A 21,916-nucleotide genomic window follows, 5' to 3' on the forward strand; every position below is an offset into this window, starting at 1 on the left:
GTCGTCTAGTAATCTCCCGACTCACGAAGTGGCTTTATCGCACCGGCCTGCCGCGCGCGTTCGCGCCCTCAAACGAGCGGCGGCTGGAAATTTCGCATCGGAAACTCACCATCTGGAGCGCCACTCATGTCGTTACGCACCCTGCTCTGTTACGGCGATTCGAACACTCACGGCACCAGGCCGCTCAATTTGCCGGGCGTGCTCGAACGCTTCAGCCCCGCGGATCGCTGGCCTTGCGTGGCGGCCGACGCGCTCGGCAGCGGCTGGCAACTCATCGAGGAAGGTTTGCCCGCGCGCACCACGGTTCACGACGACCCCATCGAGGGTCACCACAAGAACGGTCTGACCTACCTGCGCCCTTGCCTCGAAAGTCAGTTGCCCGTCGATGTGGTCGTGCTCATGCTCGGCACCAACGACCTCAAGGCGCGCTTTTCTGTCACACCTGCCGACGTCGCCAATTCAGTGGACGTGCTGCTTGAAACGCTCGTCGCCTGCCGTGCGGGTCCGGGCGGCTCGACGCCGCATGTGCTGCTGATGTCGCCCGCGCCGATCGAGGAAATCGGCTTTCTCGGCGAGATCTTCACGGGCGGCGCGGCCAAATCGCGCCTGCTCGCGCCGCTCTATGAGCGCGTGGCGGTGAAATTCGGCTCGGCGTTTCTCGATGCGGGCGAATTTGCGAAGGTCAGTCAAACCGACGGCATCCATTACGAAGCCGATCAACACCACAAGCTCGGCAACGCGGTCGCGGCTCTCGTGCGGCAGCGCTTCAGCACCTGAGCGGCACAAGAAACCCAACAAGAAGCCCCAAAAGAAAAACGCCGCCGGGCGCAAACCCAGGCGGCGTTTTTTGCTTCGCCCGCATGCGATGCGGGACCCGCGGGATGCGCGAATTAACGCGACATCATGTTCATGGCGACGTTGTGCATGACCCACAGCGTGCCGCCCACGACGATCAACACGGTCATGACCGTGAAGCCGAACGCGGTCACGTTCCAGCGCTGACCCGACGACGTGTTCATGTGCAGGAAGAACACGAGGTGGACCAGGATCTGCACGACTGCGAGCACAGCCAGGCCGAGCAACGCGGTTTCACGCGGGAAGCCGCCATGCAGAACCACCCAGAACGATGCGGCCGTGAGCACCACCGCCAGGATGAAACCGGCCAGATAGCCGCCGAAGCTGCCGTGGCTTTCTTCTTCGTGGATAGGATGAGCACTCATTTAAATCACGCTCGCAAGGTAAACAAAGGAGAACACGCAGATCCAGACGATGTCCAGAAAGTGCCAGAAAAGGCTCAGGCACGACAGGCGGCGAATTTCGCGATCGCCCAGTTCCGGCGCCTTCAGGGTCTGCACCATGAGGACGACCATCCAGATCATGCCGAACGTCACGTGGATACCGTGGGTGGCAACCAGCGTGAAGAACGACGACAGGAACGCGCTGCGGCTCGGGCCGTTGCCCTCGGCGATCATGTTCGCGAACTCATGGAGTTCGAAATACAGGAACGTTGCGCCCAGCAGGAACGTAATGGCCAGCCAGAAGAACACCTGGCCCTTGCGGTGCTTGTGCGCGCCGATCATCGCGAAGCCGTACGTGATGGACGACAGCAGCAGCACTGCCGTTTCCATCGCGACGCCGTTGATGTCGAACAGGTCCTTGCCCGTCGGGCCGCCTGCGAACTGGTTCTGCATCACGGCGAACACTGCGAACAGCGTGCCGAACAGAATACAGTCGGTCATCAGGTACAGCCAGAAACCGAACACCGAGTGTGACGGCGGGTGATCGTGGTGATCGTGCTCCGCGAGTGCGGCCGCACCAGTTTTCGTCAACATCAGTTGGCCTCCAGTGCTTCTTCAACCTTGCCACCGCGTTGCTTGTCAGCAAACGCCTTGACCAGTGCGCGATGACGCGCTTCTTCGTCCGCCCGAACCTTGGCGGCCGGGATGTAATAGCCTTCGTTCTTCTGGAAGCTGTAAGCGATTGCCGTGCCGACGATGCCGACAAAGCCAACGATCATGAGCCACCAGATGTGCCAGATGCCAGCAAAGCCGAGCACCAGGCTGAAGAAACCGATGAACAGACCTGCGCTCGTGTTCGAGGGCATGTGAATGTCGGTGTACTTCGTCTTCGCCGGGTCAACGAACGCGCGGCCGGTTTCCTTCAGGTGGGCGTACTCGTCGAGCTCGCTCACGTGCGGGATGATCGCGAAGTTATACGACGGCGGCGGCGACGACATCGACCATTCCAGCGTACGGCCACCCCACAGATCGCCCGTCACATCGCGGTTTTCCGGCAGGTTGCGGTCGCGGATCGACACGTACAGCTGCATCAGTTGATGCGCGATACCGATTGCCACGAGCACGGCGCCGACCCACGCGATGATCATCCACGGATGCCATGCCGGATTGTCGTAGTGGTTCAGACGGCGGGTTGCGCCCATGAAGCCCAGCACGTACAGCGGCGTGAAAGCAACGTAGAAGCCCACGAGCCAGAACCAGAACGCGCGCTTGCCCAGCTTTTCGTCGAGCTTGAAGCCGAACGCCTTCGGGAACCAGTAGTTGAAGCCGGCGAGGTAGCCGAACAGCACGCCGCCGATGATCACGTTGTGGAAGTGAGCAATCAGGAACAGCGAGTTGTGCAGCACGAAGTCCGCGCCCGGGATCGCCATCATCACGCCGGTCATGCCGCCGATGGTGAAGGTGACCATGAAGCCAATCGTCCACAGCACCGACGAGTTGAACTCGAGGCGACCGCGGTAGATCGTGAACAGCCAGTTGAAGATCTTCACGCCCGTCGGGATCGAGATGATCATCGTGGCGATACCGAAGAACGCGTTGACGTCAGCGCCCGAACCCATCGTGAAGAAGTGGTGCAGCCAGACGACGAATGCCAGCACCATGATCGCGCAGGTTGCGTACACCATCGCCTTGTAGCCGAACAGCGGCTTCTTCGCGTAGGTCGCAACGACTTCCGAGAAAACACCGAACGCCGGCAGGATCAGGATGTACACCTCGGGGTGACCCCAGGCCCAGATCAGGTTCAGGTACAGCATGGCGTTGCCGCCACCGTCATTCGTGAAGAAGTGCGTGCCGATGTAGCGATCGAGGCCGAGCAGCGCGAGCGTGACGGTCAGGATCGGGAACGCGGCCATGATCAGCACGTTCGTGCACAGCGCCGTCCACGTGAACACCGGCATCTTCATCAGCGTCATGCCAGGAGCACGCATCTTGATGATGGTGACGAAGAAGTTCACGCCGGTCAGCAGCGTACCGACACCCGAGATCTGCAGCGCCCACAGGTAGTAATCGACACCGACCCCTGGACTGTATGCAAGCTCCGAAAGCGGCGGATAGGCGAGCCAGCCGGTCATTGCGAATTCACCGACGACCAGCGAGATCATCAGCAGGATCGCGCCAACGGCGGTCATCCAGAACGACAGCGAGTTCAGGAACGGGAACGCGACGTCGCGTGCGCCGATCTGAAGCGGCACCACGATGTTCATCAGGCCGACCATGAAGGCCATTGCCATGAAGAAAATCATGATCACGCCGTGAGCCGTGAAGATCTGGTCGTAGTGGTGCGGCGGCAGATAGCCCGGCGCGTTGTACGCGAGAGCCAGCTGGGTACGCATCATGATTGCGTCGGCGAAGCCGCGCAGCAGCATGATGAGGGCGAGCACGATGTACATCACGCCCAGACGCTTGTGGTCGACGCTCGTCAGCCACTCCGACCACAGATATTTCCACTTACCGAGGTAAGTGATGGCACCGAGGACCAGCGCCCCGATGAGCGCCATCCCGATCATCGTGCCGAGAATAATCGGCTCGTGATACGGAATGTCGGATAGTGTAAGTTTTCCGAACATGCCTGGTTTACCCCTTGGTCACACACGACGGGTCACTGAAATTCGTGACGTGGCCGTTGTTGTACTTCGCGATGATGTTGTTGAAGAGCTTCGGGTCCACCGTCGAGAAGTATTCAACCGGTACCTTCTCGCTCGGCTTCGCGACCGTCACGTATTGATCCATCGAAAGCTGCGTCGAGGACGCCTTGACCTTCTGGACCCATGCGTCGAAGTCTTTCTGGCTCGTTGCGAGGGTACGGAACTTCATGTCCGAGAAGCCCTTGCCGCTGAAGTTCGCCGACAGACCTGCGTAGTCGCCAGCTTCGTCAGCGATCAGGTGCAGACGGGTCTGCATACCGGCCATCGCGTACACCTGGGTACCCAGTTGCGGGATGAAGAACGAGTTCATCACCGAGTCCGACGTAATGCTGAAGTTGACCGGCGTGCCGACCGGAACGGCCAGCTGGTTCACCGTGGCGATGCCCAGATCCGGGTAGATGAACAGCCACTTCCAGTCCAGCGCGACCACTTCGACGTTGATCGGCTTGACGTTCGATTCAAGCGGCTTGTAGGGATCGAGTTCGTGCGTGGTCTTCCACGTGAGGACCGCGAGGAACAGAATGATCAGCGTCGGGACGGTCCAGACGACGACTTCGATGGCCGTCGAATGCGACCATTTCGGTGCATAGGTGGCGTTGCGGTTCGACGCGCGATAGCGGTACGCGAACCACAGCGTCAGGATGATCACGGGGATCACCACAATCAGCATGGCCCAGGTGGAAGTAGCGATCAGCTGCTTTTCCGCCACGCCCACGCTACCTTTGGGGTCGAGGACTTCCAAGTTGCAACCGGAAAGACACATGGCCAATCCGGCGCTGACGGGAAGCAATAACCTTTGCAAGGTTGTTCTTTTCATCACGTTTGCCTGAATTTCATTCATTGAATAGTTCCGGGCACATCCCCTGACATCCGGCAAAGGAAGCGCGCCCGAATCATACAGCCGCTTTGATCCATGACAATCAATGAATGCTGAAAATGATCTTTGTCAAAACGAAAGTGAGACACTATGTCGCATGCGTTCGCGAGGTTTGTCGCGCCTCATCAACACACGCACGTCGTGCCCCACTAAAGTCTTGACGCGGATCCGCCGCGGCTTTTTTCCGAATCTAAAAATCCGAAACTGTTGAACGCGCCTGCGCGCCGTGCCGCCTCGTGGGCGGGACAGCGCGCAGTTGCGTCGTCATTCTTTCGCTAGACCGATCGACTTAAGTCGGCGAGTGCGGAGCACGGGTTTCCGTCGCGGGGCGCGCAGCATCCGTGCGCACTGCGTCCGCGTTGGCCGTGTCCTCTGCGGGCTGCTTGGTGCGGCCGGCCTGGGTCACCAGGTTGGCTGCCGAGAGCTCGATCGCATCGGTCATGGGCTTCGGATAGAGGCCCACTGCCAGCACCAGCACGGCGAGCGAACCCAGCACCAGCGTTTCGCGGCGGCTGATGTCAGCCAGCTTCGCAACGCTCTTGTTCGCCACCGCGCCAAAGATCACGCGCTTGTACATCCAGAGGGTGTACGCAGCGCTCATGATGACGGACGTCGCGGCAATCGCGCCGATCCAGAAGTTCACGCGGATCGCGCCCATGATGACCATGAACTCGCCCACGAAGCCCGAGGTGCCCGGCAGGCCGACGTTGGCCATGCAGAACAGCATCATCAGGGTCGCGTAGCGCGGCATCGTGTTGACGACGCCGCCATAGGCCGAGATCGTACGCGTGTGGGTACGGTCGAACAGCACGCCGATCGAGAGCAGCATGGCGCCCGAGACGAAGCCGTACGAGATCATCTGGACGATCGCGCCTTCGGTGCCGATCTGGTTGAAGAGGAACAGGCCGAGCGTGACGAGACCCATGTGGGCAATCGTCGAGTACGCCAGCAGGCGGGTCATGTCGGTTTGCGCGAGCGCGAGCAGGCTCGAGTACACCACGGCGACGAGCGACAGCGTGATGATCGCGGGTGCGAAGAAGTGCGCGGCGTCAGGCGTGATCGGCAGCGTGAAGCGCAGGAAGCCGTAGCCGCCGAGCTTGAGCATCGCCAGGATCACGGTCGCACCGGTAGGCGCTTCGAGGTGGACGTCGGGCAGCCAGGTGTGGAACGGCCACATCGGCACCTTGACCGCGAAGGCCGCGAAGAAGCCGATAAAGACCAGCACCTGCGGCACGAAGCCGAGCGTGAGGTTGTGCCACTCAGCCATGTTGAAGGTGTGCGACTGGCTGTAGAGATACAGCATCGACACCAGCATCAGCAGCGAGCCGGCCAGCGAGAAGAAGAAGAACTTGACTGCCGCGTAGCTGCGGCGGGCATGGCCCCACGCGCCGATCAGCAGGTAAAGCGGAATCAGCGTGGCTTCGAAGAAGACGAAGAAGAGCATGCCGTCGGTCGCCGCGAAGGTGCCGACCATCAGGCCCGAAAGAATCAGGAACGCGCCGTGGTACTGGGCCACGCGCACGGTGATCGACTCCCACGAGGCGATCACGATCACGAGCGTCGTGAACGCCGTGAGCACGACGAGCCACATCGAAATGCCGTCGATCCCGAGTCGCCACGCCACACCGAAGTCGGGCAGCCAGTTACGGAATTCGACGAACTGCATGGCGGCAACATGGTTGTCGAAACCGGTAACGAGCGGAATGGTCAGCAGCAGACCGACGATGGCGCCAGTCAGCGACAACCAACGCGTGCGCTGCGGATGGCGATCCGACCCGAGGCGCAGCACAGCCACGCCGAACAGGATGGGAATCCAGATCGCCAGACTCAGGAATGGAACGGATTGCATTTCAACAGGACCTTAAAAATGCGGAGCACATAGCTTTGTCAGCGCACGGGCTGGTGCGCAAGCAAACTGAAAGATTGACGCGGGGTGAAAATCGAGCCAGACGAGCTGTAACGTTCTTGTCAGCTGAGGCGATATGCAACACACGTTCAAGGGTTAACGAGGGTAAACGGATTACGGATTTTTTGCAGCGCAACAACCCAAACCCGATCATCGACTTGAACCAAGCCATTGTTTTTCCGAAACTTTTTGTTACCAGAAAAAACAGGCAATCGCCTCGTTCAGCGCCTTTCCAGCCTCAGACCAACCCTCGACGACCTCCAGTACGCCCGTGGAAGCGACACGCCGTCACACCGCGCGGCCGAAATAATACCTTAGTTGTTTCTTTCCCCTCAATGACTTATGCATAGGGGAAGGATCCCGGCGGCCCCGCCAGGCCTGTTGAGCGCGTGTTTGCGCGGCGCAAAAAAAAGCCCCGGCCGTCTTCGGGCCGGGGCGAACTCTCACGATGCACCAGCGGTGCTGGAACACGCATGGGCCGCACTGTAGCCGCTCGGCGCCCCCTGATTAAGCGGGCGCCGTGGAAGAGACCTTCCTGGCGCGACTGGGGATCCCTACGTCGATCGGTCTTGCTCCCCTGCTGGCTCCACACCCATCTGGCACCGTCAATTATACAAATGAGAATCATTTGCATTTGAGAGTATTTTGGGGCATCATGCTTTCCATGCCGGCGAGGCCGGCCTCGAATGATCCGCGCAATGGTTGCGCGTCCGACCGACCCGTTCGCCCGAGGCTCCCATGAACTACACCGCCCCATTCGCGAGAAACGACACGCTGATCGACGACACCTTCGTCCAGCACCCCGACAGCGCCGAACAAACCATCCTGCGCGCCGTGCGCACCTGGCTGCGCCCGCACTGCGACGCCTACGCCAAGGCCGAGAACTGGCGCGGCGTGCTCGCCGACGCGGGACTGGGCGCCGAAGGCATCGGCCATTTCGATCTGCTGATGGGTACGCTGTGCCACGCCTCGTGCCGCCCGCTCGATACGCGCTGCCGCTGCGCGTCGGAACTGGCGAAAGACGAAGGCTCGCTGTTGCAGGTGATCGCCTTGCTGCAATCGACGCGTAGCGAGGCCGCCGTGCAGCTTCTCAACGACTGGCTGCCCTCGCAAAGCGTGAGCGCCATGCTCAAGACCGCGCGCTGGTTCGCCATCTGCCTGCTCGACGCGGGTGTTCAATTGAGCGACCGCAGCCGCCGCGTGACCTATATGCACTGAGGCACTGGCGCACCGAGACATGCACCGTGACGGTGCGGCTGGGTTCGACGCGTCAGACACAGCCATGCACACGGCATAAGCTCATTACGAAAGACGATTTGGACAGCCAACGAGCCGCCGGTAGCATGGCCAGCTTTCAGCCGCCGCTTAGCCCTGTCCGCATGTCCTCCGCTTCGTCCGCCTCCCTCTCTTCCGCTGGCCGCCCGCTGATTCACAGTGCCGCCGATGTCTCGCGGCTCGTCAACGCGGGGGGTGCGCCCGACAGCAACGCACGCATCGTCGTCGCGATCGCGCTGGGTGGCGTGTTCCTCGACGCCTACGACCTGGGCGCGCTCGCCTTCGGCCTCAAGGATGTCGCGCGCGAATTCTCGCTCTCGCCGGCGGGCACCGGCTTCGTGGCTTCGGCGATCACGTTCGGCGCGATCGTCGGCGCGTTTCTCGGCGGCTTCCTGACCGACCGCATCGGCCGCTACCGCGTCTTCATGGCCGACATGTTCTTCTTCGTGGTCGCCGCCCTCGCCTGCGCGCTCGCCCCCAACGCATGGGTGCTAGGCGGCGCGCGCTTCGTCATGGGACTCGGCGTCGGCATCGACCTGCCCGTGGCGATGGCCTTCCTCGCGGAGTTCTCGCGCCTCTCGGGCCGCGGCAACAAGGCCGCACGCGTGGCGATGTGGTGCCCCGTCTGGTACGCGGCCATCAGCGTGTCCTATCTGCTCGTGCTGGCGTTCTACGCGACGCTGCCCGCGTCGCACTCGCATCTGCTCTGGCGCCTGACGCTCGGCTTCGGCGCGGTGCCCGCGCTCGTCATCATCGCGATCCGCAGCCGCTACATCAGCGAGTCGCCGGTCTGGGCCGCGAATCAGGGCGATCTCGCAGGCGCGGCGCGCATCCTGCAGCGCTCCTATGGCATTGATGCGGAAGTCGCGCCCGAAGCCCTCCAGACGGCTGCGACGAAGCCCGCTCGCGTGGCATCGTGGAAGAACTACGGCGCGCTGCTGCGCGGCGTCTACAAGCGCCGCACCGTGCTCGCAACTGTGATCGGCGTGGCGTCCTCTTTCGCCTACAACGCCGTGGCGTTCGGCCTGCCGGTAATCATTTCGAGCTTCCTCGCGCAGTCGATGCTCACCACCATCCTCGCCTCGCTCGCGCTCAATCTGTGCTTCGCGTTCGTGGGCGGCCTGATCGCCGTGCGCACCGTGCCGCGCTTCGGCGCCTGGAACATGACGGTCTGCGGCTACGCGATCCAGTTCGTGGCGCTCGTGGGCCTCGCGATCGTGGGCAAGCCCGCGACGACGCCCGAAGTCGTGAGCGCCGTCGCGCTGCTCGCGGCCTTCCTGTTCGGCCAGGGGATCGGGCCGGGCTCGCACAGCATGACGTTCGCCTCGCTCGCCTATCCGACCTCGCTGCGCGGCGTGGGCGTCGGTCTGAACCAGACGCTGATGCGCGCCAGTTCCACGGTTTCGCTGTTCCTGTTCCCGGTACTCGCCGCCGCGCTTCATACGCGCGTGTTCTGGATCATCGCAATCGCACCGCTCGCAGGACTCGTGGCGCTGCTCGCAGTGCGCTGGGAACCGTCGGGATACGACGTGGATGCCGAGGATTTTGCTTCGGCCGTCGATGGCGATAACACGCAGCGCCCGACGGGCTTGCGCGTGGCCGAAACGGTCGAATAACGGCTTTCGACGTTGAACGATGCAGGCGGCGCGTTGATCGCGCCGCCTTGTACTTTATGCCAATTGATTCGGATACCTTATCGACTATCCACGATGGAGTCTACTTCGTACGCGATGCGAAACGCTCGCGCACGAACTCGCGCAACGCGCGCGCCATCTTCGGATATTGCTCGCCAGGCACAGCGAACAGTACCAGCGCGCACAGCGCCAGCACGCCGCAGAACAGGAACGTGCCGCGATAACCGAACGCCTGCACAAGCATCCCCGAGAGCACGCCGGACAAAATCGAGCCCAGCCGCGACGCATTGAAGAACAGCGCCGTCGCCCGCCCCGGCGAATCGGGCATCAGATCCTGCACGAAGGTCATGCCGAGGCACGACGTCACGGCCACCACGAAGGCATTGAGGATCTGCATCGGAATGAGCGAGTGGACGCCCGGCGCCGCCGCCATCGCCGCGAAGTACACCGCGTGCACGACGGCGCAGGCCGCCAGCCAATGCGACTTGTTCAGGCGCGAAGCCTTGGCCCCAAGCGCCAGCATCATCGGAATCTCCATCAGCGCGCCGAGACCCAGCATGATCGACACGTCGATCCGGGTGCCCTGCAAGCCGTGGACGATATAGAGCGGCAGCACGATCATGGTCGCGTTGGCGGCAAGACCGATCAATGTGAGCGCAACGACCGCCCGCATGATGTCCTTCTGCGAGACATCCGGCGCGCTCGCGCGCACACGCTGCTTCACGGCGGGCTGCACCTCGGCCTGAGTGAGCGGCTGGCCCTCGTAAGGCGCGATGGCCTCTTCGGCGCGCTCCTGCGCCACCTCCTGAGCCGTGGGCCGCGCCATCAGATGCTGGGTGGCATGCTCGTCCTGGCGCGGCTCGCGCATACGCCAGACAATCGTGCCGCAGGCGGCGAAACTGGCCGCCGCGAACAGGAACAGCCCGTAGAAACCGGTGGCCGCGAGCACCAATGCACCGACCGCCGGGCCGAACACCCACGCGGCCGACAGAATCGTGCGCAAGGTTGCGCTGGCAAAGGTGCGCTCGGCGTCGTCAGCGGCAGGCAGCGCGGCGCGGCTGAACGAGAACACCAGCGACATCGCGCAGCCGCCCGCGCCGATGAACGCAATGCCCACGGCCAGCAGCAGCCGGTAGTCGCGCACGATGCACAGGCACAGATAGCCGAGCGTGGCGGCGCACAGCGAGACCAGCAACAGCAGCCGATGCTTGTCCGTGCGGTCGCTCCAGCGCCCCGCCGCCGTGCTGGCGATCACGCCGCTCGCGGCGATGGCGGTCATGAACACGCCAAGCCGGAACGGCGTCATGCCCGCGCGCTCGACGCCGAACAAGGACAGATACGGAGCGGTGAAGGACATCGCCACACCGAGCATCAGGGTGGCGCCGGCGAGCGGCAGAAAACCGGGAATATGCAGGAGACCGACAAAGCGCGAGTTCTTGAGCACGGCGCGATGGAGAGTGGCGGGAGAAGTGGAGGCGACGCGTTCAGGCTGATTGAACCCGATTGCGAAACCGATTATCGGGCCGAAACCGCGCGCGGCGCAAGGCGAGTGTTATCGATATCAGCATCTGGGTCTGGATCCAGGTCCGGCTTCGGCGCGCTATCCACAGTTTTTGTTCACAGGCCTGTGCGTAACCCTGGGATGAGTGCGCCAAGTGCCTGATGCATATCGGATTGTCTGCAACGTTGCCGTTTGCAGCAGCTTTGATGCAAACACGAAAGCTGGAAGCGGGTTTGTCCACAGTTTTTGTTGGCAGCCCTGTGGGCAAGTACTGGACATCGCAACCAAGCCACTGATCACAAAGGATAAATTCCTTCGAGTCAGCAAAAATGCACAAAAACTATGCAGAAAAGTTGTCCACAACTTCTGTGGACAACCCTGTTTATAACCACCTGAAGAGCGCACCAACTCATTGATCGGACGGACAGTTAGTCGATTTAGTCACAGAATCAGCAGAGGTTTCCGATCCGCAACTTTTGCCCGCCTGCCCTGCGGCGCGCCGTCACGCCAGATCGAGCGCCCCCGTCAGGTCGCCGGGTGGCGTCTGTCCGCGTGCGGCGAAAGCCTGGTCGCGCGACGCCACGCCATCGAGCGGCGCGAGGCCATGCACGCGGCTGATGAAGCGCAGGATCGAGTTCGTGTCGTAGAAGGTGTGATCGACATAGCCCTTCTTCGCGAACGGTGCGACCACGAGCGCGGGGATGCGCGAACCCGGTCCCCAGCGGTCGCCCGTCGGCGGCGCGACCGGGTCCCACCAGCCGCCGTTCTCGTCGTGCGTCATCACGATCAAGGTGTTCGCCCACTGCGGGCTGCGTTGCAGATGCTCGATCACGGTGGCCACATGGCGGTCGCCCGACTCCACATCGGCATAGCCCGCGTGCATGTTCAGGTTGCCCTGCGGCTTGTAGAACGTCACGGCGGGCAGCCGCCCCGCGTCGATGTCGGCGAGCAGGCGATTGGTGGCCGGATCGTCGCCAACGCCCGCGTCGCGCAGATGCCGCGCGCGCTGCGCCGTACCCGGCGCGAAGCTGGCGAAATAGTTGAACGGCTGATGGTGGTACTGGAAATCGGGCACGGCGCCCGTGTCGCGATGGTCGAGCGCAAACTGCCACGCGCCGCTGTACCAGGCCCAGTCGACGCCTTTGGCCGAGAGCCGGTCGCCAATGGTGGCAAAAGTTTGCGGCGGCATCACGCGCGGGTCGGCCGGGTCGGCCCAGGCGGCGTTGCCGTCCTCGGCGGGTCGCACGCTGCTGGGCTGGTACGGCGGCGCCATGGTGTTGACCGCATAGCCGTCGGGCGTGAAGGCGCCGTCGTTGACGAACTTCGGCGGCCCGCCCAGCGCCGAGGCCGGATTGCTTTCCGCGAGCTTGAGCCGCGTGCCGAACGGATCGTCGCCGTCGAGCACGGAAACCAGTTTCTTCGCCGGACTAGACTGCACGTTCGGGTAGTACGGCGGCTGCGCGGCGATCAGGTAGATGTGGTTGAGCCATGAGCCGCCGAAGGCGGCCATGAAAAAATTATCGCAAAGCGTGTACTGCTGCGCGAGTTGCCACAGGCGCAAGGTGTCGGCGGAGTTCTCGTAATAGCCCATCACCAGACCGCCCGAATCGCCCCAGGCGGCGAACTGGTCGTTGCGGCCCCCGTTGATCTGCATCTGGTTCTGATAGAACCGATGCACGAGATCGCGCGTGATGATTCCGTTCGGCAACGGATCGCCATGCGTGTCGACGATGCGAAACGGCTGGTTTGCAAGACCGGTAATGGCCTGCTCGCCGATCCTGTAGCGCTTGCCGCCCAGTTCCTGCGCCTGCGGAACGAGGCCGCCCCAGATCTTTGGCAACTGCGTGAGCGGCGTCTTGCCGTCGCGGTCGAGTTGCGCGTAGCGCGAGGCAGGCACGCCCGAGAGCGGCGTCTGCACACCGGGGAAATTGCCGTAGAGATTCGTGAAGCTGCGATTTTCGGCATAGATCACGACGATGTGGCGCACCTGGTCACGTAGCGCCGCGTCGACGCGCGCTTCGCTCGCTGTACGCGGCCCCATGCCGGCGTTCGTCTGCGGCGTTTCGCACCCGCCGAGCGCCAGGCCCACGCCCACCGCGGCGAGACCGCCCAGCACGCGCCGGCGCGCAGGATCGTCGGGCGCGCCCGGCTCTCCCGGCGCACGGTTCTCGTCGTCGCCGTCCAGGTCCGCTGCCTTCGGGTCGTCATGCTTCATCAGCCTGTCTCCTCTTTCCGGTCAAAGGGCGCTCAGCGCGCGCTGCAGATTGCACGTCAATACACACGTTCTGCAGGAGGATACCGCGCGAGGCGGCCTGCGCGGCGGCACGGCGCATGACACTTCCGTTACGCGCGACGGCGCGCGCAGGCGAACCCGCACGGCACAAGGCCGTGCGACTCAGGCGCGAGGAGGCAGGGAAAAACTCAGGTGTTGCGCGGCGGCGTCGCTGGCTGCGGCCCCTGTGCGAGCGTCTGCGTGGGGCGGGTCTGCTCGTCGTTCGCGCGATGGCCCTCGTGCGGCGAGCGCGACACAGCGGGCAGTTCTACGCGCTCGTGGCGCGGCACGCCGCCATCGTCGGTCCAGAGCGGGTCGGGAATTTCGCCGAACACCTGGCGCAGCCGTTCGCCCCAGGTCGAGTGCAGCATCAGGAAATAGTCGTTGGAATGATCGAGCGACGCGTAACGCGTCACGCGCAGCGAATCGCGCTCATAGACGAGCAGATCGAGCGGCAAGCCCACCGAGAGGTTTGAGCGCAGTGTCGAATCCATCGAAATCAGCGCGCACTTGGCCGCTTCGTCGAGCGGCGTGCGCGGCGTGAGCACACGGTCGATGATCGGCTTGCCGTACTTCGACTCGCCGATCTGGAAGTACGGATTCACGCTCGACGTTTCGATGAAATTGCCCGCCGCGTAGATCTGGAACACGCGCATGGCCTGCCCCTGAATCTGCCCGCCGAGGATAAAGCTACAGTTGAAGTCGACGTTGAACTGCTTGAGCGCTTCGGCGTCGCGCCGGTGCACTTCCCGCACCGCCTCGCCGACGATGCGCGCGGCCTCCACCATGCTCGGCGCGTTCCAGAGCGAGGGCTGCGCGCTGTCGCGCTGCTCGGTCAGCACCTGCAAGGTGGCCTGCGTGATCGCCAGATTGCCGGCCACGAGCAGCACCAGCACGCGCTCGCCGGGTTCTTCGAACACCGCCATCTTGCGCGAGGTGCTGATGTGATCGACCCCCGCGTTGGTACGCGTATCCGATAGGAAAACGAGCCCCTCTTCCACTGCCAGCGCTACACAGTACGTCATGGTTATCCTTCGAATCGCCTCGTGTAGCCGCGATTTTCGCACGCTCCGCCGCAGCGTTGAGCGGGAGAAACCCGCGTTGTCTCCTCTCGTATAACGAGAAAACTATTGCTGTTGTTGCTGCGCCGTCTGTGCGCTGACCCGCACGCTGACGTCGAGCGTCTCGCCCAGACCGCCGATGCGCCGCCCCCGCACCGGCGCGGCCGCCTCGTAGTCGCGCCCCACCGCAATACGACAGTATTTTTCGCTCGCGAAACACGCGTGCGTGACGTCCACCGTCACCCAGCCGTTATCGAGCCAGACGTCCACCCAGGCGTGGCTCGCCATTTCGGGCACGTCGCCCGGCGCGAAATAGCCGCTCACATAGCGCGCGGGCACGCCGCGCGCACGGCACACCGCCAGCATCACGTGCGCGTGATCCTGGCACACGCCGCGGCCTAGCGAGAACGCGTCGGCGGCCGTGTGCGCCACATCGGTCACCCCCGCTTCGTAGCTCACGCGCTGCGTGATATTTGCCGCCGCGTCGAGAATCGAGGCCGCGTCGTCGAGCGGCCCCAGGCTCTGCGCAAATTCGCAGAGCGCCGAATCGGCTTCCGTGAGGCGCGTGGGCGACGTGAAGTGGTACGTGGGGATCGGCCCTTCGCCTTCGGGCAAGCGCCCGTCGGGAAGCGGCACGGTTTCCACTTCACCGCGCACGCGCAGACGTATCTCGCGATGCGGACGCGAGAGCACCAGCGTCATGAGCGTGTTGCCGTAGGCGTCGCGGCTCGCGTCCAGCTTGCCGGGCGCGTCCACATGCCACTGCGTGACGATCTGCGAGGGCGTGGTGAGAGGCGCGAGCCGCAGTTGCTGGATCGAGTAGTGCACCGGCGCATCGTAGCGGTACACGGTGTCGTGGCGAATCGCGAGTTGCATGGCTGAAATCCTTCAACGAATCGATCTGGAATGCGAACGATATCGCATCGCGCTAGCCCACCGGCAGCATCAGATACGTGCGCGCGACCTGGTTGCCCAGCTCGTAGACGCGCGCAAGAAACTGCGTGAGGAAGGTATGCACGCCCACGGAAAAGACTTGTCGCAAATCGGAGTAAAGCAGTTCGGCGCGCAGCTTGCCGGCCGTGCGTTCGACTTCGCGCGATGCGTCGGTGCGCAGCATCGCGAGATTCGCGCAGACGCCATCGATCGACGCCAGCAGCGAGCGCGGCATCTGCTGATTCAAAATCAACAGTTCCACCACGCGTGCGGGCGTCACCACGTCGCGATACACCTTGCGGTAAATCTCGAGCGCGGACACCGAACTCAGAATCGAGGTCCAGTAATAGAAGTCTTCAAGCTGGCGCGCGGCCGAACGCGAATCGGGCTGATCCACTTCGACGAAGCGCACATCCAGAATACGGGCCGTATTGTCGGCACGTTCCAGGAAAGTGCCCAGTTGCGTAAAGAACAGCGCATCGTCCTGCAAGGCGGTGCCCACCCGCACGCCACGCGACAGGTGCGAGCGGAACTTCACCCATTCGAACAGCGACTCGGGATGGGTCGTCAACTCATTGGCGCGCAATAGTTCGGAGAACTGCAACCAGGTGTCGTTGATGGTTTCCCACCACTCCGTCGTGAGCGTCCCACGCACCGCACGCGCATTTTCACGGGCCGCTTGCAGACACGAATAGATACTCGACGGATTGGTCGGGTCGGCCACGAGAAACTGCAACACGTTGCTGCGCGTGGTCTTTTCGTGGCGTGCATCGAAAGCGGTGTCGAGCTCCGAAATGCGTAGCACCGCACGGTGCGTACGGGCTTCGTCGTCAGAGTTGCCTGGCAATAGCAGCGCGCTCAGGTTGATGTCGAGCATGCGCGCGGTGTTCTCCGCGCGCTCCATGTAACGGGCCATCCAGAACAGGTGATCGGCGGTACGGCTCAGCATGCTCGCTCCTCTTTGTTTCCGTGTCTTGCGATCTTCAACGTTGTGATCTTCAACGGCGCACTCATTCGAGTACCCAGGTATCTTTTGTGCCGCCACCCTGCGACGAATTCACCACCAGCGACCCTTCCTTGAGGGCAACGCGCGTGAGGCCGCCCGCCGCCATCTGGACCGTCTTGCCCGACAGCACGAAGGGCCGCAGATCGATATGGCGCGGCGCGATGCCGGCCTCGACGAAGGTCGGACACGCCGACAACGACAGCGTGGGCTGCGCGATGTAATTGCCGGGCCGCGCCAGCAGACGCGCGCGAAACGCTTCGATTTCCGCCTGCGTCGATGCCGGGCCGACCAGCATGCCGTAACCGCCCGCGCCGTGCACTTCCTTCACGACGAGTTCGGGCAAGCGGTCGAGCGTATAGGCGAGATCTTCGGGCCGCCTGCACTGCCATGTCGGCACGTTGTTGAGAATCGGCTTCTCGCCCAGATAGAACTCGATCATGTCCGGCACGTAGGGATAGATCGATTTGTCGTCGGCCACACCCGTGCCCATCGCATTCGCCAGCACGACGCGGCCCGCGCGATACGAAGTCAGCAGGCCCGGCACGCCGAGCGCGGAGTCGGCGCGGAAGGCGAGCGGGTCGAGAAAGTCGTCGTCCACGCGCCGATAGATCACGTCCACGCGGCGCGGCCCCTTGGTCGTGCGCATGAATACGTAGTTGTCCTCGACAAACAGATCGCTACCTTCGACGAGTTCCACGCCCATCTGCTGCGCGAGGAAGGTATGTTCGAAGTACGCGGAGTTGTACATGCCCGGCGTGAGCAGGACGACCACCGGATCGTCCACGCCGTCTGGCGCGCACGCGCGCAGCGTTTCGAGCAGCAGGTCGGGGTAATGCGCGACGGGCGCAACTTTGTGCTGCACGAACAGTTCGGGAAAGAGCCGCATCATCATCTTGCGGTTTTCGAGCATGTACGAAACGCCCGAGGGCACGCGCAGATTGTCTTCGAGCACGTAGAACGCGCCATCGCGGCCGTCACGCACGATGTCGATGCCCGCGATATGCGCGTAGACGCCGAGCGGCAGATCGATGCCCTGCATTTCGGGCCGATACTGTGCGTTCGTATAGACCTGTTCGGCGGGAATGATGCCCGCGCGCACGATGTTGCGATCGTGATAGACGTCGTGGAGAAAGAGATTGAGCGCCTTTACGCGCTGGCGCAATCCACGTTCGAGCGTGGCCCATTCGTCAGAGGGAATGATGCGGGGAATCAGATCGAACGGGATCAGCCGCTCGGTTCCCGACAGGTCGCCGTTGACCGCGAACGTGATGCCGACGCGCCGGAACAGCAGGTCCGCTTCAGCGCGCTTGCGCGCCATCGTCTCGCCGGTCTGTCGCTCCAGCCAGTGCTGGAAACGTTCGTAATGCGGGCGCACAGCACCCTCGTCGCGCATTTCGTCATGGACTTGCATCGGCTCGTTCTCGCGCGTGGATGCAGCGACGCGTCCTGATGCAAGGTTCTCACCACGGGCGGCGCGCTGCGGTACGCTACAAAAAGCAAGGCGTGTGCCATCTGCGGGACGCGATTGCCCCGCTTTTACGCGCCTGAATGGTGCAAGCGTCCGGCCGCCAACGTGCTAGACGCAGGCGGCGCGATTCGGTGCCTCATCATGGTGCAGTCTAGGCGAAACCGTGGCGGTTGCCCATTCAACGCGTCGGTGCCGCGGTCTCACGCCGCTGTTGCGCGCTCAAGCCAGTGCGTTGCTGGACGCCCCATTTGCGCCGACCCAGCAGGAAATGCACCCAGCCCAATGCCGCGCCCGCATGGCGCATCAACTGGAACGAGAACGGCTCGAAGATGGCCGCGAGCAGCGCCATGCCGAAGCTCGAATGCGTGCGGTCGCCGCTCCAGCGCCGATACAGATGCACCGAGAACAGATGAAACGCGAGGTCGACAACAATCTTGCCGACGATCACCGCCAGCACCGGCAGCACGATCGTGAAGCGTCCGTCGAACAGAAAGCCGATCAGCAGCGCAAACGCCGTGAGGCCGTAGATCGGCTGGACGGTGTCGAACGCTTTCACGGGCAGCATCATGAGGCCGAGCTTGCCGTATCGGCGGTTGCCGGTCATGTCGCGATACCAGTATTGCGTTTGCAGAAAGCCCGCAAACCAGCGGCGACGCTGGCGCAGGAAGCTCGCGAGCGTGCCGGGCGCGTCGGTGGTCGCGCGCGCTGTGCCGATCACGCGCACATCCCAGCCCAGCCCTTCACGCGCCGAATAGCGGCGCAAACGGTGAATCAGTTCGTAATCCTCTACGAGACAATTCGGATCGAAGCCGCCCACCGTCATCACCGCTTCGCGGCGAAATGCGGCGAACGCCCCGGACACGAGCAACAGGCTGTCCGCACGCATCCACGCGAAACGCGAGATGAAATTGCGGATGTACTCGTAGGTCTGGAACCACTGGAAGAAACGGCCACTCGCCGTCGTGCCGCAGACCGGCGTAAGCAGACCCGCCGCAGCCACGAGTGTGCTCTCGCGTGCGAACGCATCGGCCATCGCGGCGCAGGCATCGGGTTCGAGCAAGGTGTCGGCGTCCACGGTCATCACCGCGTCGGTGTCCATCGCGCCGAGCGCCGCGTTGAGCGCGCGCGCCTTGCCGCCGTGCGCCAGCTTCAGCCAGCGCAGATTCGGGTAACGCGGCGACGGCGCGCTCATGCGCCCTTCGCCCGGATCGGTCAGACCATACTGCTTCGCCAGCAGCGCGGCAGTGCCGTCGGTCGATCCATCGTCGGCGATCACGATCTGGCGCGGCGCGCGCGTTTGCGCAAACAGCGCGTCGAGCGTGATCGGCAGCACGCCCGCCTCGTTGTGCGCCGCGACGATCACACCGAGCGTCGGCAATGCGGACGATGCGGGCGCGTCGATGCCTGTGCTCTCGTAGGGGCGCAATAACACGCGCGCCTGCCAGGCGACGAAGATCAGCAACACCGTGTCGTAGATCACGTAGGCGATGCCGGTCGACCACGCGACCACCCCTTGCAGAAAGAACGCGCGGGCGAACAGCACGGCCCACAGCACCATCACGCTCAGATGAATGGCGATGCTGACAAACGGCGTGGGCGGCGGCGCGATGCGCGGTGAAGTGCGCGCAAGCGCCTGGTCGAGCGAGTCGTTCAAGACAGTCCTTTTTCGTCGTTCACGGCATCATCCGGCGCAGCACCGAATGACGGTCGATCCACTGATGCTTGAGCGCGCCCGCGATATGCAGGAAGAGCACGCCATAGAGCGCATAGCTGCACGCCGTGTGCAGCGCGCCGAACTGTTCGTGCAACTGGTTCTTGGTGACCGGATCGAGATTCATGATGAAACCGATGCGCGGCCACTGGAACAGCCCGAACAGATACATGGGATGCGAGGCGGCGGCCACCCACGCCGAGTCGTGCAACCAGCCGCTGAGCGGCATCGCGAAGATCAGCACATAGAGCGCGATATGGGCCGCGTGCGCGGCCGCGCGCTCCCACGCGGGGAACTCGGCGGGCAGCGGCGGCGGACGGTGCGTGAGGCGCCACAGCACGCGCAGGATTGCCAGCCCCAGCACGGTGATGCCGATGGACTTGTGCGTGTCGATCACGAAGCGGATGCCTTCGTCGGAGAGCGTGCCATCGGGCAGCAACGAGGCCGTCAGGCCGAGCGCGACGTTACCGAGGATCAGCAAGGCGATCGACCAGTGCAGCAACACCGCCACGCGCGTGTACTTCTGCGCGGGTGCGGCGGCGTCAAAACTCGATTCGGCGGAGAGAGAAGTCTTCACGTGAGCGGGCCGTAACGTTCTAGTAGGGGATAACGCGCTGTGCGCAGGATTTATTCCATCGCACGCGCAAACATTCGTTGAGTGTCGCCGGAGCCCGAGGCCGGATACCAGCAAGAGGCACGCGCATTATGCGCCCTCGCACCTGACACCGCAGAAGCCGAAAGATGGCGCGCTTGCCAGCTTCGATCGCCCGCTCCACGTGCTCCATGCGAGGCGCGGACGCAAAAAAGCCGGAACGGCGCGTAGCGCACCACTCCGGCTTGCGGGTCGGGCAGTGACAGCTTACTTGCCGCTGCCCGCCTGCTCTTCGATCTGACGCCCGACGTTGGCGTCGATATTCTTCCAGTATTCGAACACGTGCTCGCGTACCGGGCTGCGCACGCCGCCCAGGCTCGCCACCACCTGCTCGACCAGCAACGCGCGCTGCTTGTCGTTAAAGACGTTGCGCACGAGGTGGCCCGGCTGGCTGAAGTCGTCGTCGTCGGCGTGCAGTGTGTAGGCGCTGCGGACCATGTCGCCGTCGGCTTCCCAGCCGTCGTCGGCGGGACCGGTCTGGTCGGCCCACGGGCGCCCGAAGCTATTCGGCACGTAAGTCGGCGCGTTGCCGGTGTGCTCGAACGCCATGTGACCGTCGAACTGATACGTCTGCACGGGCACCTTCGGGCGATTCACCGGCAACTGGTTGAAGTTCGTGCCGATGCGCGCGCGATGCGCATCGTTATAGGCAAACGCGCGCCCCAGCAGCATCTTGTCCGGCGACAGGCCAATGCCCGGCACCGTGTTGCCCGGCGAGAACGCGGCCTGCTCGATCTGCGCGAAGAAGTTCTCCGGGTTGCGGTTGAGCGTCATCGTGCCGACCTTGATGAGCGGATAGTCCTTGTGCGACCACGTCTTCGTGAGATCGAACGGATTGAAGCGATATTGCTTCGCGTCCGCATACGGCATCACCTGCACCGAGAGCGTCCACGACGGAAATTCGCCGCGCTTGATCGCCTCGAACAGATCGCGGCGATGAAAGTCGGCATCGCGGCCGGCTGTGGCCTCGGCTTCGGCGTTGGTGAAGCACTGCATGCCCTGGTTGGTATGGAAGTGATACTTCACCCAGAACTTCTCGCCCTGCGCATTGACCCACATATAGGTATGCGAGCCGTAGCCGTTCATATGGCGCCACGTCTTCGGCAGGCCGCGCTCGCCCATCAGATACGTCACCTGGTGCGCGGACTCCGGATTGTTGGTCCAGAAGTCCCATTGCATCTCGGCGTCGCGCAGGCCCGAATCGGGCAGACGTTTCTGGCTGCGGATGAAGTGCGGGAACTTCATCGGGTCGCGCACGAAGAACACCGGCGTGTTGTTGCCGACCAGGTCGTAATTGCCCTCGGTCGTGTAGAACTTCAGCGAAAAACCGCGCACGTCGCGCCACGTGTCCGGACTGCCCATCTCGCCCGCCACCGTGGAAAAGCGCGCCAGCATTTCGGTGCTCGCGCCCTGCTGGAATAGCGCTGCCTTCGTGTACTTCGAGACATCCTCGGTGGTCTTGAACTCGCCAAACGCGCCCGAGCCCTTCGCATGCGGCTGACGCTCCGGCACTTTCTCGCGGTTGAAGTGCGCCATCTGCTCGAGGAAATGCACGTCGTGCAACAGGATCGGGCCATCGGGTCCGATCGTCAGCGAGTTGCGGTCGCTGATGGCCGGTGCTCCCGCGCTCGTCGTGGATTTGCCGAGAGACTTTCCGCTCGAATCCGCCATTTCACC

17 protein-coding genes are annotated in these 21,916 nt (G+C 63.3%); 3 read left to right on the plus strand and 14 right to left on the minus strand.

The genetic code is table 11. From position 1 onward, the window contains the following. Positions 1–126 precede the first annotated feature (126 nt). Complete coding sequence (locus tag U5782_RS02325) at positions 127–777, plus strand: SGNH/GDSL hydrolase family protein (RefSeq protein ID WP_322042249.1); 651 nt, start codon at positions 127–129, stop codon at positions 775–777. A 113-nt stretch (positions 778–890) separates the two neighbouring features. On the opposite strand, the gene cyoD is transcribed toward U5782_RS02325, so the two are convergent. The 5 genes from cyoD to U5782_RS02350 form a co-directional block, all read right to left on the minus strand. After that, on the minus strand, positions 891–1,220 hold the full coding sequence (cyoD, locus tag U5782_RS02330) for a cytochrome o ubiquinol oxidase subunit IV (protein ID WP_322042250.1): 330 nt from the start codon (positions 1,218–1,220) through the stop codon (positions 891–893). Further along, the gene (cyoC, locus tag U5782_RS02335) at positions 1,221–1,832 is read right to left on the minus strand and encodes a cytochrome o ubiquinol oxidase subunit III (protein ID WP_322042251.1); all 612 of its coding nucleotides are present in this window, start codon (positions 1,830–1,832) and stop codon (positions 1,221–1,223) included. Further along, on the minus strand, positions 1,832–3,865 hold the full coding sequence (gene cyoB, locus U5782_RS02340) for a cytochrome o ubiquinol oxidase subunit I (RefSeq protein WP_322042252.1): 2,034 nt from the start codon (positions 3,863–3,865) through the stop codon (positions 1,832–1,834). Before cyoB ends, cyoC begins: the two co-directional genes overlap by 1 nt. Positions 3,866–3,872: 7 nt before the next feature. After that, the gene (gene cyoA / locus U5782_RS02345; RefSeq protein WP_322042253.1) at positions 3,873–4,760 is read right to left on the minus strand and encodes a ubiquinol oxidase subunit II; all 888 of its coding nucleotides are present in this window, start codon (positions 4,758–4,760) and stop codon (positions 3,873–3,875) included. A gap of 349 nt (positions 4,761–5,109) precedes the next feature. Beyond that, positions 5,110–6,669, minus strand: coding sequence for an NADH-quinone oxidoreductase subunit M (locus U5782_RS02350; protein ID WP_322042254.1), 1,560 nt, complete (start codon positions 6,667–6,669; stop codon positions 5,110–5,112). A 795-nt stretch (positions 6,670–7,464) separates the two neighbouring features. Between U5782_RS02350 and U5782_RS02355 the strand changes: the two genes are divergently transcribed. Further along, positions 7,465–7,944 carry a hypothetical protein gene (locus U5782_RS02355; RefSeq protein ID WP_322042255.1) on the plus strand — a complete coding sequence of 160 codons (480 nt, stop codon included), beginning with the start codon at positions 7,465–7,467 and terminating at the stop codon, positions 7,942–7,944. A gap of 161 nt (positions 7,945–8,105) precedes the next feature. Beyond that, complete coding sequence (locus U5782_RS02360; protein WP_322042527.1) at positions 8,106–9,617, plus strand: MFS transporter; 1,512 nt, start codon at positions 8,106–8,108, stop codon at positions 9,615–9,617. Between the two features lie 100 nt (positions 9,618–9,717). On the opposite strand, the gene U5782_RS02365 is transcribed toward U5782_RS02360, so the two are convergent. From U5782_RS02365 to U5782_RS02405, 9 genes are all read right to left on the minus strand, one after another. Then, positions 9,718–11,079 (minus strand): sugar efflux transporter, encoded by a 1,362-nt coding sequence (locus U5782_RS02365; protein ID WP_322042256.1) that lies wholly within the window; start codon positions 11,077–11,079, stop codon positions 9,718–9,720. 559 nt (positions 11,080–11,638) lie between these two features. Beyond that, the gene (locus tag U5782_RS02370; RefSeq protein ID WP_322042257.1) at positions 11,639–13,351 is read right to left on the minus strand and encodes an acid phosphatase; all 1,713 of its coding nucleotides are present in this window, start codon (positions 13,349–13,351) and stop codon (positions 11,639–11,641) included. Positions 13,352–13,557: 206 nt separating this feature from the next. After that, the gene (locus tag U5782_RS02375) at positions 13,558–14,433 is read right to left on the minus strand and encodes a proteasome-type protease (RefSeq protein WP_322042258.1); all 876 of its coding nucleotides are present in this window, start codon (positions 14,431–14,433) and stop codon (positions 13,558–13,560) included. A 102-nt stretch (positions 14,434–14,535) separates the two neighbouring features. Beyond that, a complete protein-coding gene (locus tag U5782_RS02380; protein WP_322042259.1) occupies positions 14,536–15,345 on the minus strand; it encodes a transglutaminase family protein in 810 nt (269 codons plus the stop codon). Between the two features lie 52 nt (positions 15,346–15,397). Continuing rightward, on the minus strand, positions 15,398–16,351 hold the full coding sequence (locus U5782_RS02385; RefSeq protein WP_322042260.1) for an alpha-E domain-containing protein: 954 nt from the start codon (positions 16,349–16,351) through the stop codon (positions 15,398–15,400). A gap of 61 nt (positions 16,352–16,412) precedes the next feature. Then, the gene (locus U5782_RS02390) at positions 16,413–17,819 is read right to left on the minus strand and encodes a circularly permuted type 2 ATP-grasp protein (protein WP_322042261.1); all 1,407 of its coding nucleotides are present in this window, start codon (positions 17,817–17,819) and stop codon (positions 16,413–16,415) included. A gap of 235 nt (positions 17,820–18,054) precedes the next feature. After that, entirely contained in the window at positions 18,055–19,530 is a 1,476-nt protein-coding gene (locus tag U5782_RS02395) for a glycosyltransferase (protein ID WP_322042262.1), read from the minus strand. Positions 19,531–19,549: 19 nt separating this feature from the next. Further along, positions 19,550–20,164, minus strand: coding sequence for a cytochrome b (locus tag U5782_RS02400; protein WP_322042263.1), 615 nt, complete (start codon positions 20,162–20,164; stop codon positions 19,550–19,552). A gap of 282 nt (positions 20,165–20,446) precedes the next feature. Next, complete coding sequence (locus U5782_RS02405) at positions 20,447–21,910, minus strand: catalase (RefSeq protein ID WP_322042264.1); 1,464 nt, start codon at positions 21,908–21,910, stop codon at positions 20,447–20,449. Positions 21,911–21,916 lie beyond the last annotated feature (6 nt).

The sequence above is a fragment of the Paraburkholderia sp. J67 genome, assembly GCF_905220265.1.
Classification (GTDB): domain Bacteria; phylum Pseudomonadota; class Gammaproteobacteria; order Burkholderiales; family Burkholderiaceae; genus Paraburkholderia.

Bases quoted from the DNA above. Each gene is read 5' to 3' on its own strand.
- U5782_RS02325 (WP_322042249.1), top strand. From the start codon at position 127: ATGTCGTTACGCACCCTGCTCTGTTACGGCGATTCGAACACTCACGGC.
- cyoD (WP_322042250.1), bottom strand. From the start codon at position 1,220: ATGAGTGCTCATCCTATCCACGAAGAAGAAAGCCACGGCAGCTTCGGC.
- cyoC (WP_322042251.1), bottom strand. From the start codon at position 1,832: ATGTTGACGAAAACTGGTGCGGCCGCACTCGCGGAGCACGATCACCAC.
- cyoB (WP_322042252.1), bottom strand. From the start codon at position 3,865: ATGTTCGGAAAACTTACACTATCCGACATTCCGTATCACGAGCCGATT.
- cyoA (WP_322042253.1), bottom strand. From the start codon at position 4,760: ATGAAAAGAACAACCTTGCAAAGGTTATTGCTTCCCGTCAGCGCCGGA.
- U5782_RS02350 (WP_322042254.1), bottom strand. From the start codon at position 6,669: ATGCAATCCGTTCCATTCCTGAGTCTGGCGATCTGGATTCCCATCCTG.
- U5782_RS02355 (WP_322042255.1), top strand. From the start codon at position 7,465: ATGAACTACACCGCCCCATTCGCGAGAAACGACACGCTGATCGACGAC.
- U5782_RS02360 (WP_322042527.1), top strand. From the start codon at position 8,106: ATGTCCTCCGCTTCGTCCGCCTCCCTCTCTTCCGCTGGCCGCCCGCTG.
- U5782_RS02370 (WP_322042257.1), bottom strand. From the start codon at position 13,351: ATGAAGCATGACGACCCGAAGGCAGCGGACCTGGACGGCGACGACGAG.
- U5782_RS02375 (WP_322042258.1), bottom strand. From the start codon at position 14,433: ATGACGTACTGTGTAGCGCTGGCAGTGGAAGAGGGGCTCGTTTTCCTA.
- U5782_RS02380 (WP_322042259.1), bottom strand. From the start codon at position 15,345: ATGCAACTCGCGATTCGCCACGACACCGTGTACCGCTACGATGCGCCG.
- U5782_RS02385 (WP_322042260.1), bottom strand. From the start codon at position 16,351: ATGCTGAGCCGTACCGCCGATCACCTGTTCTGGATGGCCCGTTACATG.
- U5782_RS02390 (WP_322042261.1), bottom strand. From the start codon at position 17,819: ATGCAAGTCCATGACGAAATGCGCGACGAGGGTGCTGTGCGCCCGCAT.
- U5782_RS02405 (WP_322042264.1), bottom strand. From the start codon at position 21,910: ATGGCGGATTCGAGCGGAAAGTCTCTCGGCAAATCCACGACGAGCGCG.